Genomic DNA, 12,807 nt, shown 5'->3' with positions numbered 1-12,807 from the left:
GACAGCTGCCAGGCAGAGAGCAGACATTGCAACGGGTCGAAACGCGGCGGTCGCGTTGCCCGCCGGCGATCGGGCCCGCGGCTAACGAAGCCCAAATGACACACGCTTGGACACGTCATCGACCTGCAGCCTGAAGTCGATGGTATAAAAGGTCGATCGAGCGGCAACGCCATCCCTGAGCGTCAGGAAGCTGTCGCGACTGAATGAACACCCCGTTGTTTGCAGAAGCTGCGACGTCGCAGCGACCTGATCGACGGTCTTTTCGTCCAGGCGAACAAGCGCGGGGTAGATGGCAATGCACTTTTCGCCGCGGTTTTCGACCGGCAGCCATCGTGCATCGAAGAAATATGTTGCCCGCAGGCGTGTGTCGGTTCGCAGCCACCCATGTTCATCGCCCCACCGGGCACGCAAAGCGCGGTCCCAATCGTTCCGCGCGATCAGCTCCGACTTTGCTGCCTCGACGGTATGGACGATCGAATAGACGCGGGCGCCCGATAGCGGCGAGGTCAGGGCGAAATCATACTGGAAGGACCGACCCGCCACCTTGTCGGCGCCAGCAATCACCACTTTATGCAGATAGCTGGACCGGGCTTCCGGGGAAAGCTCGATGTCCTTGCGGTTGTTGAGGGCGCGGGTCCGGTCTTCGCGCTGCCAGTCGGAAAAGCGCGCAGCGATCACCTCTTCCAACTCCTCCAGGGACATGCCAGGGCGGAACACGGAACTGGGCAGCAACTGTTCGAGCGCCTGTTGGGCCGTGGCCGGCGGCGTTTCGGCCGCCGAGGCTGCGGCAGGCGCAACAAGGAGGGTCGACAGAACAAGTGCGAATGTCGACAAGACACTTCTGAACACAACATCTCCCATCCGTCCTGAGCGCAAGTCGAGGCAAAGTAGAGGGCGCCGCAGCGGTTGGGAAGACGGTGTCATACCGAGGTAACAGGTGTCGGGCATCGATGTCGCAGTTCGACTACAACGTCGCCGAAGAACACCCTCGACCCCGCTACGTCCACATCGAGCGCATCTTGCCCTTGATGTCGACCGAAACCTGCGGCCGCGTCGCCTTGTCTTTCTGGAACGACTGGCTGGTCCAGGCGGTCGCCTCGAAATGGGTAAGCAGATGCTGCGCAATGAAGCGGCTGCGGGAAGCATAGACATGCCTGTCGCCGCGCGCCGCCTGGCCGGAGGTGAAGAAACGCTGCGGCGTGATCAGGTGCAGCGAATCCTTGGCCCGGGTCATGGCGACATAAAGCAGCCGGCGTTCTTCCTCGAGCTCCTTGCGCTCGCCGGCGCTGAGGTCGATCGGCATGCAGCCGTCGACCGCGTTCAAGACGAACACCTTGGTCCACTCCTGGCCCTTGGCCGAATGGATCGTCGACAGGATGAGAAAATCCTCGTCGAGATGCGGCGGTCCGGCCTCGTCGCTGGTTGCCGAGGGCGGGTCGAGTGTCAGCTCGGTGAGGAAACGCTCGCGGCTGGGATAACCGGAGGCGATCTGTTCGAGCTGCAGCAGGTCGGCCCGCCGTGTCGTCGCATCCTCGTGCTTGCGCTCGAGATGCGGCTCGTACCACAGCCGCGCCCGCTCCATCTCGGCCGGCCAGCCGGGGCCGCGCCGGAGGTCCGAAAACAGCGCGACAAAACCGGGCCAGTCGCTTGCCGCCCGGGCCGGCGGGGAGAAGCGCGCCAGCCCCATTTCGAGGTCGAGCGACTGCTCCATGCTGTCGATGGCGTTCGACGCCGCCGACGGGCCGACGCCCGGCATCAGCTGCATCACCCGGAAGCCGGCGATGCGGTCGCGCGGGTTCTGGGCAAAACGCAGGATGGCCAGCACGTCCTTGACATGGGCGGCATCGAGAAACTTCAGCCCGCCGAACTTGACGAAGGGGATGTTGCGCCTGGTGAGCTCGACCTCGAGCGGCCCCGAATGATGCGCTGCCCGAAACAGCACCGCCTGCTCCTTCAAAAGCGTGCCGGCCTCGCGCTCCTTCAAGACCTCGTCGCAGACATAGCCGGCCTGTTCGGCTTCGTCTGCAACCGTCACGATGCGGGGCTTTTCCAGCGAGCGGCGTTCGGTCCACAGGTTCTTGGTGAAACGTTCCTCGGCCTCGCCGATGACGGCATTGGCAGCGGCGAGGATGGCGTCGGTCGAGCGATAGTTCTGGTCGAGCGTCACCACCTGGGCAGGTTCGGCAAACAGGCCGGGGAAATCGAGGATGTTGCGCACTTCGGCGGCGCGGAACGAATAGATCGACTGGGCGTCGTCGCCGACCACGGTCAGGCCGCGGCCGTCGGGCTTGATCGCCGTCAGGATCGCCGCCTGCAGCCGGTTGGTGTCCTGGTATTCGTCGACCAGGATATGGTCGAAACGCTGGGAAAGATGGGCGGCGATGTCGGGCTCGGCCGCCATCTGCGCCCAGTAGAGCAGGAGGTCGTCGTAATCGAGGATGTTCTGCGCCTGCTTGGCCTCGACATAGGCCCCGAACAGCGCCTTCAGCTCGTCGCTCCAGCCGACGCACCAGGGAAAGGCGTGGCCGAGCACCGCCTCGAGCCTGTCCTGGGAATTGACGACACGGGAATAGATGGCAAGGCAGGTCGCCTTGGTAGGAAACCGCTTCTCCGTCTCGGAAAAGCCGAGCTGGTGGCGAACCAGGTTCATCAGGTCGGCCGAATCCTCCCGGTCATGGATGGTGAAGGCCGGCTCGAGCCCGATGTCGAGCGCATAGTCGCGCAGCAATCTCGCGCCGACGGAATGGAAGGTGCCGGCCCAGCTCAGCCCTTCCATCAGGCTCGCCGCGCGCTCCTGCAGCACGTCGGCGGCGATGCGCTCGACGCGCCTGCTCATCTCGGCCGCGGCACGGCGCGAAAATGTCATCAGCAGGATGCGCCGGGGGTCGGCGCCACGGACGATGAGATGGGCAACCCGGTGGGCGAGCGTGTTGGTCTTGCCCGAGCCGGCGCCGGCAATGATCAGCAAGGGGCCCGACACCGCGCCGTCGCCATGCAAGACGGCCGCACGCTGGCCCGGGTTCAGGCGGGCGAGATAACCGGAAACTGCTGCCGAATCACGGATGGCGATGTTCATGCCGGCATGAAGCATCGTTTCCGTTTCGTTCGCAACGGCCTGCACCGGCGGGGCGAAGCCTGCGGCGCGCGCCATTGCCCTTGCGTTGGCATTTTGTGAATTGACGCCAGGAGGTATTTGTTCCTATTTTGTTCTCATGCCGATGTTATCCGAATTTCCCTCCGACAAGATCATCGTCTCCTGCGACAAATGCGGGATGCGCAAGCAATACGACCGCGACGCGATGGTGCGGGCAGGCGGCGACCGCACGCTGGCGCTTCTGCTGGACGCGATCGTCGCGCGCATCGGCTGCACGCGGACCAACACGTTCAACATCTATGACCGCTGCGGCGCCAAATATGAGGAACTGGTGCGGCTGCTGGGGATGTCGACGTCGCATCGCGCGCCGGACCGATGAGCGTCGTGGATGGGCTCCCGTATCGCCTCGGCGATCAGGGGCGCGCGCCAGGCGATGGCGAGGGCGCCGGCCTGGTCGCATCGCGGCCGCGTCGCAGTCCGGTCAGACAGGAGCAAACATGTCGCGCAGGCACCACAGAAACGACAGACTGACCGAGAGCGAGATCGAGGCGATCGTCCTGGCGGCGATCCCTTTGCGTATGGCGATCCAGAAGTGCTTCATCAGCCTGAAGCCCTTCAACGAGACCTATTCGCTGCTGCATCACCACGTCGCCGGTCTGGACGCCGTTCTGGAGAGCATTACCGGCCGAAGCCTCGATTACCGCAGTCGGGATCTCGGCCTGGTGCCGCGTCGCGATGGCTAGGTACATAGCTCGCCGGCATCGCTCTCACCGGCATCGCCCTCACTGGCAGGCTTGAGCAACGCGCCCGCATTCGGCCGGCCCGCGCTTCGCGTCATCGATGGCTATTTGAGCAGTTCCATCGAGCCACGCGGGAACTCGACGCCGGCGAATTCCGGATAGGCCTTTTGCAGCAGGAGCAGATGCTGCGCCTGCTGCAGGCGGATCAGATACCAGCTGTTGCCATCGAGCAAGGCCAGCGTCTGCGACCGGAAGCGTGTTCGAACCCCGGTCGACGGCGATCAGTTCGGTGGGGACCAGGGCGTATGGAGGTGCTTCTCCAGCCAGGTCATCTGCGACAGCTCATAACGAACAGGGCCAAGCCGCCGGCGACCTTCACCGACGAACGCTTGAGCTGGGTCGGGTCGGTAGCCGATGCGAGCGACTTCTGGTCCTCGGGCAGATCATCGATCTTGTCGAGAATGGCTTTCAGGCCCATCGGCCGTTCTCCTTTGGTTTGGGGCCGGCATCGCCGGCATGAAACCCGCCTCAATGGGCGGGTGGTGAATGCTAGAAGCGAGCGAAGCAGCAGCCGTAGAGCTCTAGGTTCGTGTTAAAATGATGTTGGATCACGCTCTTGCGAGGGTTCCTTATGGAAGAGCCGTCGCGGTATGTTGTGCTCGGGTAACCGCGCTGCGTCCGGCGCCGTTGGGGGATTGCGACATGCCGAGCCTCAAGGACATCGTTGAAGCAATGGGGGCGTCATGGCCTGCCGCCCTTGCCATTTTCATTGCTTCAGTGGCGCTACTTGGGGCTGACCACCTTGAGATGCGTTACCTTCAGGCGCTGCCAAGTTGGAGTCTCGGCGCCGCTTTCATATCTGCGATAACCTCAGGAAGCATATTGATCGTCGCACTTCTTCAGCAAACCATCGGCTTAGCGATGCGCCCGATTAGGCGCAGGCGTTACAAGGCTGCCGAAGCCGCGCACGTGGAAAGCTTGAACGATTTACCGCAGCCGGAGATGTGGCTTTTGGCATGGGCCGTAGCCAATCAGACGCAAGTTTTCGCCGGGCCGTACTTCAATCCGTACATCAAGGCCTTGATAGCGAAAGGGTTACTGCAAATCCCGGGTGGACACCATCACACCGACGAAACGCCCTTATTGATACCTGACCACATTTGGAAAGCGCTCAAGGACGACTGGAAGAACCAACCCCAACTCCAAGAATTGGTCGGCTTGAGACCATTTGACCGCTGGCAGTAGGTGGCAGCGTGGTCGCTATCTCATCGTCATGACCAACCTCGTCCTGGTCGATTAGCTCAAGCTCTTCCTCGGGCGTCCTGTCGTCGGGCACCACTCCGCCCTTCTGGAGCCGGTCAAGAGCCGACCGCCATGATAAGCTCCTGCCTGCCATCGCGAAACGATGGCCGTTATTTCCTGTGCCGTTAGAATCCGCGATATCGAGGTTCAGCATCACCTTCACCTTGTTCGCATCCGCGCCAACCCACAAGGCGAGGTTCTTCAGCGCTCGTTCCAGGCCGCTCCGCATCCCGAGCAACTCGCTCCCGCTTGGCCTCAGCGGCCCTACGCGCCCTAGGTGTCGTTTCCAAGAAGGTTGTTCAGTCTTTGGAACGGGCTGATGCCTCCAAGGGCCGAGTGTGGGCGTGCCAGGTTGTAGTTGGCTGCCCATTGGTGAATGGCCTTGGCGCGTTCGTTCGATGAGGCGTATGGCCTGGCATAGGCCCATTCGCGCAGCGAAGTCTGGATGAAGCGCTCGGCCTTGCCGTTGGTGCGCGGGGTGTAGGGCCTTGTGCGGATGTGTCGGGCACCGGCACCTTGGAGTGCCTGGGCGAACAGTTTGGAGCGATACGCCGAGCCGTTGTCGGTCATCACCCGCTCAACCCTGGCGCCCAGCCTGGCGTACCAGGCCAGTGCCCGGTTGAGGAACCCGGTGGCATCATCCCGGCCCAGGCTGGGCAGCAGTTCGACATAGGCGAGGCGCGAGGCATCGTCGATGGCGACATGCAGGTGTTCGTAGCCGATGCCTCGGGCGCGATGATGGCCTTGGTGCTGACCCGTGATCCGATGGCCAACGCCGTCGATACGGCCCAAGGTCTTGATGTCGATATGGATCAGTTCGCCCGGCCGCTGCCGTTCGTAGCGCAACACCGGGGGCCGGGGATCGAGCCAGGCCAGCCGGTTCAGTCCCAGCCGGCGCAGCACCAAGCCTACCGTCGAGCGCGCCAGGCCCAAGGACCGGGCAATTGCCGGCCCGGTCATGCGCTGGCGCCGCAACTGCTCGATCCGCGACACCTGCATGGCTGCCAGCCGATGCCGGCAGCGGTGCGGAGCCGAACTGCGATCGTGCAGAACCCGGTCGCCGGCCCGGTAGCGGTCGAGCCAGCGATAAGCCGTTCGTTCCGAAACCCCGGCCGAACCGGCAGCACGCCGCACGCTCCAGCCCTGTTCAATTCGTTGCACCAAAAGCACTCGACCTGACGGCGTCAGACGCGCATTCTTATGGACGTTCATTCGGGGAGCTCCACTGAAGGTTGGTTGGCTTCGCAACCCCAGCTTCTCAGTCCCTCCTCGAATGAACAACCTTCATAGCTTCGACACCTAGGGCTTCAGAATAAATCCGTCGTGCCACATCATAGCGGGCATCGACCTAAACAAAAGGCGTGCCAAAAAATCTGGTCTGATGGCATTGTTCAAGAGATTGAATATGAAATAGATCATATTGTTTCTCCTGTTATTGGGCTATTGGATCACCGGTCAATGACGTCAAAGACAAAATCGGAGCGCTTACGAAGGCTTGTATCGCATGGATATTTTGCACCAGAACTTCCGCCGTGCTTTGTTTCAGAGGATTTGGCAAGATATCGCCACTCAGTCTTGGCAGGCATCGAGGCTCTCCCTCCGGTACGTGGCGCTCCCGCCTTCCAGCGGTTCATATCTGAGCCTAGTTGGTTCTATTTCCCAAGGTTCGGGAAGGATGATCGTAGGCATGCTGTCCCGAATCCAATCTCTCACCTGCTCTTGGCCAAGGTAGTCGCTGACAACTACATTGATCTCAGAAAGAAGGCGAAGAACTCAGGCATATCTGCATCGGCGCCGGTGTTCGATTGGAACGGTCCCAGGGCAATGATGCGGCCAAGTGTTGATTTGCGCGACGACTTCAGAATTGATCTAGCGTCGCGGCGTGAGGAGTTCGTTGCTGCTGATATTAGAGCATTCTTTCACTCAATATATACTCATGCAATTCCATGGGCGATATATGGAAAATCTTGGGCAAAATCCAATCGAGGTTTTGCTCATTATGGCAACTTGATGGATCTGCTTTGTAGAAACAGCCAGGATGGCCAGACTATTGGCCTGCCGGTAGGGCCGGACACTTCCAGGCTCATCGCCGAGGTGGTTGCTTCGGCTGTCGACGTGCAGCTTCGAGTAAGACTGCAGGTCGCGGGCCGAGATGCCTCTCGTTACGTGGATGACTACACCATCAGCAGTGTCAATGGCCAATCCGGTGAAGCGCTGATCGCTGCACTTCGACAGTCTGCGGCGGAGTTCGAGCTTGAACTGAATAATGAGAAATCGATAGTTTATTCTACATCAGTCCGACAAAGTACGGGCTGGAAGCAGGCCGTACTAGCGCACGTCCCGCGTGGGAAAGCTCCGGAATATTCCGATATCCAACACTTCTTATATGAGGTTGGTCGCGTCTGTGATGCCCACCCTGATATAAACGTTGAGAAATATGCTTTCCAGAATGCCAGAAATGCTTTTGTCCGAGCGGAAAACTGGAAAAAAATTCAAAGCAATTTGATTAACTGCTACCGTCGAAATTCTAGCTTGGTTTCATTTCTTGTAGAAATATTAATCCTTAGGCAAGCGGAGCGGGGCGATGTCGACTTAGGATACGTCAAGGATTTCATTGAGCACAGGCTGCCCGTGCTTGCGCAAGCGAATCGTACTGGAGAAATCATCTGGTTGCTTTTTCTGTCGATCAGGCTCGGGATCATTCTTGGGGTCGCCTATCTGGAGCCGCTCTTCGAAGTAAAAAGCTCGATGGTCGCAATATTGATTGCGTACGCCAGTTCTAGAGGGCTTGTTTCGGGTAAAATAGAATTTAAGTTTTGGAACCAGTCATTGGATAGTGGCGGTCTCAGAGGGCCGATGTGGTTGTATGCATACGAAAGTGTTGTTCGGGGCATCAATCCGGAACGAAGCTCTGGGTTCATAGAGCAGGATAAGTATTTCTCTTTGCTAAGTTCAAAAAAAGTTAGGTTCTTGGCGGTCGACAACGGATTCAATTCTGTTTCAACAACCCTGAGAAACCTTAGAGACGATAACGATCGGATGAGGCGCTTGCGTGAAGACTTCTTCGACGATTTCGACTTGGGGCTCGACGAGTTCGATGATCCAGAGGTTGAGCCACAGGATGGCGGCTACTGAAGTGGACGGCCCTCTGCCCGACGAAAACTGTGGAGATCTGATACTCAGCCTGCGTTCAGAACACGCCAGCACTCGTGCCGGCATTGCTTTGGGCGGCTTCGGTGCGCTCATCGCTGTGGACGGCAAACTCCTGCCCGCGACTGCCCTTGCCGGCATTTGGGCCCGCTGCCATGTGCACAAGCGGCAGCTTGCGTTCGCCGGCGCCAATCTTGCCAACCAGCTCGATCTCGACGAGGCGCCCGGCCGTGGCGTGCTCGTCGCCGAGGGCGATTGCCGCATTGGCAAGGTAGCGTTCTTCTTCGCATATCATGGCAAAGGCCTCTCGGTTGATCAGGGGCGACGAGGCCTACGCCGCCTGGCGCGCCAGGATCCGGTCGGCGAAGCGGCGGAAGAATCGGAGATGGAGGCGCATCGCCTTGGCCTTGCGGAGCGCCTGGGCGTAGTTGTGCCGGCGCCATGTCGGCATGGCGCGGATGCGGAGGATGAAGGCTTTGATGTCTTCGAGCGCCTCGTCGACCGTCTCGGCCGGATGGATCATCGCCTGACACAGCGCGGGATCGCGGCTGATCTGGTCGGTGACCTTCTTGCGGGCGAAATGCGCGGCGCGCGCCTCTTCGATGCCGGAGCGGCGGATGGTTTCGAAGGCGGCGAGCATGGCCGGGCTCTGGCCGGCATAACCGCATTGTTCGGCAAAGGCCTTGCTGGCATTCATCGCTTGCTCCATCCCATGGGGTGATGGAGAGAGTTTCCATTATGGAAATAGTCTTGTCAATCGTTGATCTCCAAAATGGAAATCAACGTGAGATCACCAGCGGCGGATGCCGCGAATCGGCTGATGGAAAGGCCAGGGCAGGGGCGCCTAGCTGACGGCAATGCCATAGGCAATCTCGGCGCGCAGCCGCCGCCCGCCCGGCGCTTCCACCGCCAGTATACCGCGTAGGAACAGTTTCATCACCTTGCACAAATTTTCGTCCCTCGGGTCGAGGGCGGTGGGCGACCTGATATCATCCGTCGTTGCGCCCTGGGCGGTCATGGTCTTGTAAAGCTCTTCCCAATCGGCGTCCGTGGACGCTTCGGTCGGCTGCGGGTTTTCCCGCGCCGCACCGATCGCCTGGAACACATCGGCGGCAATGGCATCGAAAGCCAGGAGATAGTGCTGGTCCGGTCTGCCCAGGGCTGCGCCGCCACTGACGACGAAGCTGGCGCAGGTCGCCGGGGTCTCCCTGGCATCGACAAGTTCGAGCAGGTCGAGCTGCGACTTGATGGCAGGATAGAGGCTGTCATCAGGCGCCTGATAGATCGATTGCGCGTGCTTGCGGCGAACGGCCACGACCGCCTGCAGGGTCTCGTCTCTGGCCTCGGCGGCTGTCGCGCTCCTCGCTGCGATCGCCTCCATCCCACTTTTCAGCGCGACATACGCCTCCGGCAACTCCTGCTTGATCGTGTCATACATGCGGTAGCCCTGGCTTCGAAGGTCGGAGAACACATCTTCGGCGGAGGGGCGGCCAGCCGGTTGTTTCAGGAAATATTCGCCCGATACAGCGTCGAAACCGCCCGACAGGACCTCGACCAGAAGCAAGGATCCCAAAGCAGCAACAGCAACGGTGACGGTCTTCCACCAGGACATTGACAGCTCAGCCCCCCAAATCGACCAGCCCGATCCAATCACCTTTCGCCTGAAGTCACGATCGGGGAAAAGGGGAATATTTTCCTCTGATGTTCTTGACTCCGTCTCAAGGAAAATGTTCCTATCCGCTGAGAAAGAGGAGCCGGGATGGCGATCAGACATCAGATCAAGGCGCGCTACCGGTCCCGCAATGACGAGATCGTCGCCGGGCTGCGCGATGCGGCAGGTGCCGTTGCGCCGCTTGATCCGAAGATGGTGGTCAAACGCAAGGCAGCGGAGATCTCTACCGCGATGGCTCTGTTGCACGGCGGCGACTGGCGGGTGCAGATCGATCACCGGGAAGGGCTGGTGCTGATCGTTCGCCGTCGTCATCGAGGAAACCCTTGACCACGGCAACCGCCTTGCCGAGGTCGTCCTTGTCGACGCCGAAAGCCAGAAGGGCGGCGCGCAGCTTGCTCTCCGGCGAGGCGACCGCAGCCTGGGGATCGCGGTAAAGCTCGATCGGGCTCGAAAGCTCGAGTGCTGTCGCAAACTGCGCCAGCCAGACGCCGTCGATGTTTTCGGGCCGCGCCAGCTTCTTGCTGATGGTGCCGCCGGCGACCTTCATGCGCTCGGCCAGCCGCTTCCTGTCCAGCCCAGGAACGGTCGCCATCCATTCTTCGATATAGAGCCGCGGCGCCTCGAAATCGGTCATGGCCGGACTGTAGCTTTCCAGAACGGAAAGCGCAAAATTTCCAAAACGGAAATTATCGCTTGACGAATGATTTCCATTATGGAAATCATCTGCCCATGTTCAGATCCATCACAGACTGGCGCCCCACGGCGTCGCAACAGGCCGACACGGCGGCGCCCGGCCTGTCGAGCCACGGGCTGGCTTTTGCATCGGCCGACAACGGCCCGGGCAACGTCGTGCCGATCCGGCACGAGGTGACGCCATGAGCGACATGCCCTGGATCAGGTTTTTCGCCTCCGACTGGCTGGCCGGCACACGCGGCATGAGCGCTTCGGAAACCGGCATCTACATCACGCTGGTGGCCTCAATGTATGAGCGCGGCGCCCCGGTGCCGGAAGACCATGTCCGCCTCGCCAGACTGTGCGGCGCCTCGGGGGCAGCCTTCAAGGCGGCACTCGAAAACCTCGTCGGTGACGGCAAGATCCGCCGCATCGACGGCGGGCTGTGGAACGGCCGTGTCGACAGGGAATGCGCCATCCGCGCGGAAAAATCGCTGGCCGGCAAACAGGCGGCCGCGGCGCGCTGGCAAAAAGGCAAGCAAAATCAACCGGCAGCCGATGCCGGTGCCGTGCCGCCGCATGGCGCTGGCACTGCCAGCCAGACGCCAGAGTCCAGACGACAAGAACCTGACGGTTCTTGCCGCAAGCGCGGCAGCCGGCTGCCCCAGAGCTTCAGCCCCAATTTCGACGACGCGGCCAAGGCGGGGCTTTCGCCCGGGGAGGCGGCACGCGAGGCGGAAAAGTTCCGCGACTACTGGATTTCGCAGGCCGGACAGAGGGGCGTCAAGCTCGACTGGCCGGCGACCTGGCGCAACTGGTGCCGCAACGCCGCCGAGCGCCGTCCGCGCTCGCCGCCGCCGCGCAAACGCACCTTCGTCGACGTCGCCATGGACCGATTTGCAGGAGCTTCCCATGCAGCAGAAACCCTATTTGGCACTCACCGCAATGTTGAATTCTTTCCCCCAGACGGCGGGCAATGACGACCTGACGATGCAGACCTATGAGGTGGTGCTGGCCGATGTCACCCCGCAGGCGGTGATCGAGGCGGCACAACGGTTCACCACGGGCGCCGTCCATGGCCAGAACCGGACTTTTGCGCCGTCGGTCGCCGAATTCGTCCACGAGGCGCGCCGCATCGCCAGCGTCTTGCCGCATCGCGGCAAAAAAGCCCTGCCGGCGCCATCCCGGCTGCTGCGGCGGGAGCCGGGGCCGGACGAACGCGCCCGCATGTGCCTCAAGCTGCCCTTGCTGCAGGCCGCCATCCGCAACGGCCGCGCCGACCTGTTGGCCGAGGCCGAGCGCAACGGGCTCGCGCAACTGGTGGCTTTGGCCGAGCGCTGGCAGGTGCCGGTGTCTGAAAAAATCTGGTCGCAGGTGAGGGGCGCACGATGAAACAGCAGCACGCCACCCCGATCGCCTGGGACCTGGATCTGGCCAGCCGCATGCGCGAAACCGGCATGACCTATGCCCAGATCGGCCTGGTGTTCGGCCTGTCGCCCGACACCATGCATTGCCGGCTCGACCCCGAATACCGCGCCAAACGCCAGTGGCAGAAAAGTGCCGCGCGCCAGCTCCTGCCACTTCCGCCTGGCCAACGCGCCAACAGGGTCTCGACTGCCGACCTCGCGGCACGGCTGGCCGAAATTCCCAAGGACACCCGCGACCTCACCGCCTTCATCTGCGGCGACCCGATCCCCGGCCGCATCCGGCCCGACGCGGCGGCAAGTGCTGCCCCCGGGATTACGCTCGCCCGCGTCTCGATCCTCGGCGACAGGTCGCGTGGCGACAGGATCGCTGGAAACGGGATCGCTGGTGAGAGCATTCCGGGGGAAAAAACCCCGGGAGGCCGGCCATGAACCATTTCCACGCCAAGGCGGAATTTATCGACGGCGCCTGGCGCGCGCTTGTCCGCTACTGCCACAAGGCCGATTACCTCCAGGTCCTGTCGGGCGCGCGGCCGGCGGCTTATGCCTCGCGCGAAAAAGCGCTGATCGCCGCCTACCAGGCCCAGGAAAAACACCTCAACGGCACCATCCGCGCCTTCGGCGACAAGGCTTTGGCCGCCCGGGCCGACGCCGAAAAGCTGTTCCGGCCGGGCAAGAAGCCTGTCGTGGTGGAACGCGCCTGAGCAGGGCGGGCATCGGCAGGGCAATGGCGCGCATGGGCACGGCCACTTT

Annotated in this window: 18 protein-coding genes; 9 read left to right on the top strand and 9 right to left on the bottom strand. The window is 61.6% G+C overall.

The window, feature by feature from the left end:
* Nucleotides 1-81: 81 nt before the first annotated feature.
* A complete protein-coding gene (locus tag H5P29_RS22825) occupies nt 82-834 on the bottom strand; it encodes a hypothetical protein (RefSeq protein ID WP_154385178.1) in 753 nt (250 codons plus the stop codon).
* A gap of 163 nt (nt 835-997) precedes the next feature.
* The gene (locus tag H5P29_RS22820; RefSeq protein ID WP_154385206.1) at nt 998-3,076 is read right to left on the bottom strand and encodes an ATP-dependent helicase; all 2,079 of its coding nucleotides are present in this window, start codon (nt 3,074-3,076) and stop codon (nt 998-1,000) included.
* Between the two features lie 142 nt (nt 3,077-3,218).
* Here H5P29_RS22820 and H5P29_RS22815 point away from each other — a divergent pair, with 142 nt between their 5' ends.
* Together H5P29_RS22815 and H5P29_RS22810 are read left to right on the top strand one after the other, a co-directional pair.
* Nucleotides 3,219-3,473 (top strand): hypothetical protein, encoded by a 255-nt coding sequence (locus H5P29_RS22815; RefSeq protein WP_154385179.1) that lies wholly within the window; start codon nt 3,219-3,221, stop codon nt 3,471-3,473.
* A gap of 118 nt (nt 3,474-3,591) precedes the next feature.
* The gene (locus H5P29_RS22810) at nt 3,592-3,837 is read left to right on the top strand and encodes a hypothetical protein (protein WP_154385180.1); all 246 of its coding nucleotides are present in this window, start codon (nt 3,592-3,594) and stop codon (nt 3,835-3,837) included.
* A 101-nt stretch (nt 3,838-3,938) separates the two neighbouring features.
* On the opposite strand, the gene H5P29_RS32830 is transcribed toward H5P29_RS22810, so the two are convergent.
* Complete coding sequence (locus H5P29_RS32830; protein ID WP_256438498.1) at nt 3,939-4,067, bottom strand: hypothetical protein; 129 nt, start codon at nt 4,065-4,067, stop codon at nt 3,939-3,941.
* Nucleotides 4,068-4,162: 95 nt separating this feature from the next.
* A complete protein-coding gene (locus tag H5P29_RS22805) occupies nt 4,163-4,312 on the bottom strand; it encodes a hypothetical protein (protein WP_154385181.1) in 150 nt (49 codons plus the stop codon).
* Between the two features lie 224 nt (nt 4,313-4,536).
* Here H5P29_RS22805 and H5P29_RS22800 point away from each other — a divergent pair, with 224 nt between their 5' ends.
* Nucleotides 4,537-5,079, top strand: a complete 543-nt coding sequence (locus H5P29_RS22800; RefSeq protein ID WP_154385182.1) for a super-infection exclusion protein B — start codon at nt 4,537-4,539, stop codon at nt 5,077-5,079.
* Between the two features lie 330 nt (nt 5,080-5,409).
* Here H5P29_RS22800 and H5P29_RS22795 read toward each other — a convergent pair whose 3' ends face one another.
* On the bottom strand, nt 5,410-6,348 hold the full coding sequence (locus H5P29_RS22795; RefSeq protein ID WP_067955524.1) for an IS481 family transposase: 939 nt from the start codon (nt 6,346-6,348) through the stop codon (nt 5,410-5,412).
* A 111-nt stretch (nt 6,349-6,459) separates the two neighbouring features.
* Between H5P29_RS22795 and H5P29_RS22790 the strand changes: the two genes are divergently transcribed.
* Nucleotides 6,460-8,271 (top strand): RNA-directed DNA polymerase, encoded by a 1,812-nt coding sequence (locus H5P29_RS22790; protein ID WP_210252540.1) that lies wholly within the window; start codon nt 6,460-6,462, stop codon nt 8,269-8,271.
* A 55-nt stretch (nt 8,272-8,326) separates the two neighbouring features.
* On the opposite strand, the gene H5P29_RS22785 is transcribed toward H5P29_RS22790, so the two are convergent.
* From H5P29_RS22785 to H5P29_RS22770, 4 genes are all read right to left on the bottom strand, one after another.
* Nucleotides 8,327-8,581: a hypothetical protein gene (locus H5P29_RS22785; RefSeq protein WP_154387266.1), complete on the bottom strand. Its 255-nt coding sequence runs from the start codon at nt 8,579-8,581 to the stop codon at nt 8,327-8,329.
* A gap of 36 nt (nt 8,582-8,617) precedes the next feature.
* Nucleotides 8,618-8,983: a hypothetical protein gene (locus H5P29_RS22780; RefSeq protein ID WP_154387267.1), complete on the bottom strand. Its 366-nt coding sequence runs from the start codon at nt 8,981-8,983 to the stop codon at nt 8,618-8,620.
* A 147-nt stretch (nt 8,984-9,130) separates the two neighbouring features.
* Nucleotides 9,131-10,270, bottom strand: coding sequence for a hypothetical protein (locus H5P29_RS22775; RefSeq protein WP_154387268.1), 1,140 nt, complete (start codon nt 10,268-10,270; stop codon nt 9,131-9,133).
* The gene (locus H5P29_RS22770; RefSeq protein ID WP_154387269.1) at nt 10,182-10,592 is read right to left on the bottom strand and encodes a hypothetical protein; all 411 of its coding nucleotides are present in this window, start codon (nt 10,590-10,592) and stop codon (nt 10,182-10,184) included. Before H5P29_RS22770 ends, H5P29_RS22775 begins: the two co-directional genes overlap by 89 nt.
* A 95-nt stretch (nt 10,593-10,687) precedes the next feature.
* Here H5P29_RS22770 and H5P29_RS22765 point away from each other — a divergent pair, with 95 nt between their 5' ends.
* From H5P29_RS22765 to H5P29_RS22745, 5 genes are read left to right on the top strand one after another with little or no spacing between them, the layout of a single operon-like run.
* The gene (locus tag H5P29_RS22765) at nt 10,688-10,837 is read left to right on the top strand and encodes a hypothetical protein (protein ID WP_154387270.1); all 150 of its coding nucleotides are present in this window, start codon (nt 10,688-10,690) and stop codon (nt 10,835-10,837) included.
* A complete protein-coding gene (locus H5P29_RS22760) occupies nt 10,834-11,610 on the top strand; it encodes a YdaU family protein (protein WP_154387271.1) in 777 nt (258 codons plus the stop codon). The genes H5P29_RS22765 and H5P29_RS22760 overlap by 4 nt, the downstream gene beginning before the upstream one ends.
* Complete coding sequence (locus tag H5P29_RS22755) at nt 11,543-12,022, top strand: hypothetical protein (RefSeq protein ID WP_154387272.1); 480 nt, start codon at nt 11,543-11,545, stop codon at nt 12,020-12,022. The genes H5P29_RS22760 and H5P29_RS22755 overlap by 68 nt, the downstream gene beginning before the upstream one ends.
* Nucleotides 12,019-12,486, top strand: coding sequence for a hypothetical protein (locus H5P29_RS22750; protein WP_154387273.1), 468 nt, complete (start codon nt 12,019-12,021; stop codon nt 12,484-12,486). The genes H5P29_RS22755 and H5P29_RS22750 overlap by 4 nt, the downstream gene beginning before the upstream one ends.
* Nucleotides 12,483-12,758 (top strand): hypothetical protein, encoded by a 276-nt coding sequence (locus H5P29_RS22745; RefSeq protein ID WP_154387274.1) that lies wholly within the window; start codon nt 12,483-12,485, stop codon nt 12,756-12,758. The genes H5P29_RS22750 and H5P29_RS22745 overlap by 4 nt, the downstream gene beginning before the upstream one ends.
* The last annotated feature ends 49 nt before the right edge of the window (nt 12,759-12,807 follow it).

Source organism: Aminobacter sp. MDW-2 (assembly GCF_014250155.1).
GTDB lineage: Bacteria > Pseudomonadota > Alphaproteobacteria > Rhizobiales > Rhizobiaceae > Aminobacter > Aminobacter ciceronei.
Note: the sequence above shows the minus strand (reverse complement) of the source record. Positions and strands in the feature narration are given on the sequence as shown.

Coding starts and splice junctions, on each gene's coding strand:
- H5P29_RS22805 (WP_154385181.1), bottom strand. CDS start 4,312: ATGGGCCTGAAAGCCATTCTCGACAAGATCGATGATCTGCCCGAGGAC.
- H5P29_RS22785 (WP_154387266.1), bottom strand. CDS start 8,581: ATGATATGCGAAGAAGAACGCTACCTTGCCAATGCGGCAATCGCCCTC.
- H5P29_RS22775 (WP_154387268.1), bottom strand. CDS start 10,270: ATGACGACGGCGAACGATCAGCACCAGCCCTTCCCGGTGATCGATCTG.
- H5P29_RS22770 (WP_154387269.1), bottom strand. CDS start 10,592: ATGACCGATTTCGAGGCGCCGCGGCTCTATATCGAAGAATGGATGGCG.
- H5P29_RS22750 (WP_154387273.1), top strand. CDS start 12,019: ATGAAACAGCAGCACGCCACCCCGATCGCCTGGGACCTGGATCTGGCC.
- H5P29_RS22795 (WP_067955524.1), bottom strand. CDS start 6,348: ATGAACGTCCATAAGAATGCGCGTCTGACGCCGTCAGGTCGAGTGCTT.
- H5P29_RS22760 (WP_154387271.1), top strand. CDS start 10,834: ATGAGCGACATGCCCTGGATCAGGTTTTTCGCCTCCGACTGGCTGGCC.
- H5P29_RS22820 (WP_154385206.1), bottom strand. CDS start 3,076: ATGAACATCGCCATCCGTGATTCGGCAGCAGTTTCCGGTTATCTCGCC.
- H5P29_RS22745 (WP_154387274.1), top strand. CDS start 12,483: ATGAACCATTTCCACGCCAAGGCGGAATTTATCGACGGCGCCTGGCGC.
- H5P29_RS22810 (WP_154385180.1), top strand. CDS start 3,592: ATGTCGCGCAGGCACCACAGAAACGACAGACTGACCGAGAGCGAGATC.
- H5P29_RS22815 (WP_154385179.1), top strand. CDS start 3,219: ATGTTATCCGAATTTCCCTCCGACAAGATCATCGTCTCCTGCGACAAA.
- H5P29_RS22800 (WP_154385182.1), top strand. CDS start 4,537: ATGCCGAGCCTCAAGGACATCGTTGAAGCAATGGGGGCGTCATGGCCT.
- H5P29_RS22780 (WP_154387267.1), bottom strand. CDS start 8,983: ATGAATGCCAGCAAGGCCTTTGCCGAACAATGCGGTTATGCCGGCCAG.
- H5P29_RS22755 (WP_154387272.1), top strand. CDS start 11,543: ATGCAGCAGAAACCCTATTTGGCACTCACCGCAATGTTGAATTCTTTC.
- H5P29_RS22765 (WP_154387270.1), top strand. CDS start 10,688: ATGTTCAGATCCATCACAGACTGGCGCCCCACGGCGTCGCAACAGGCC.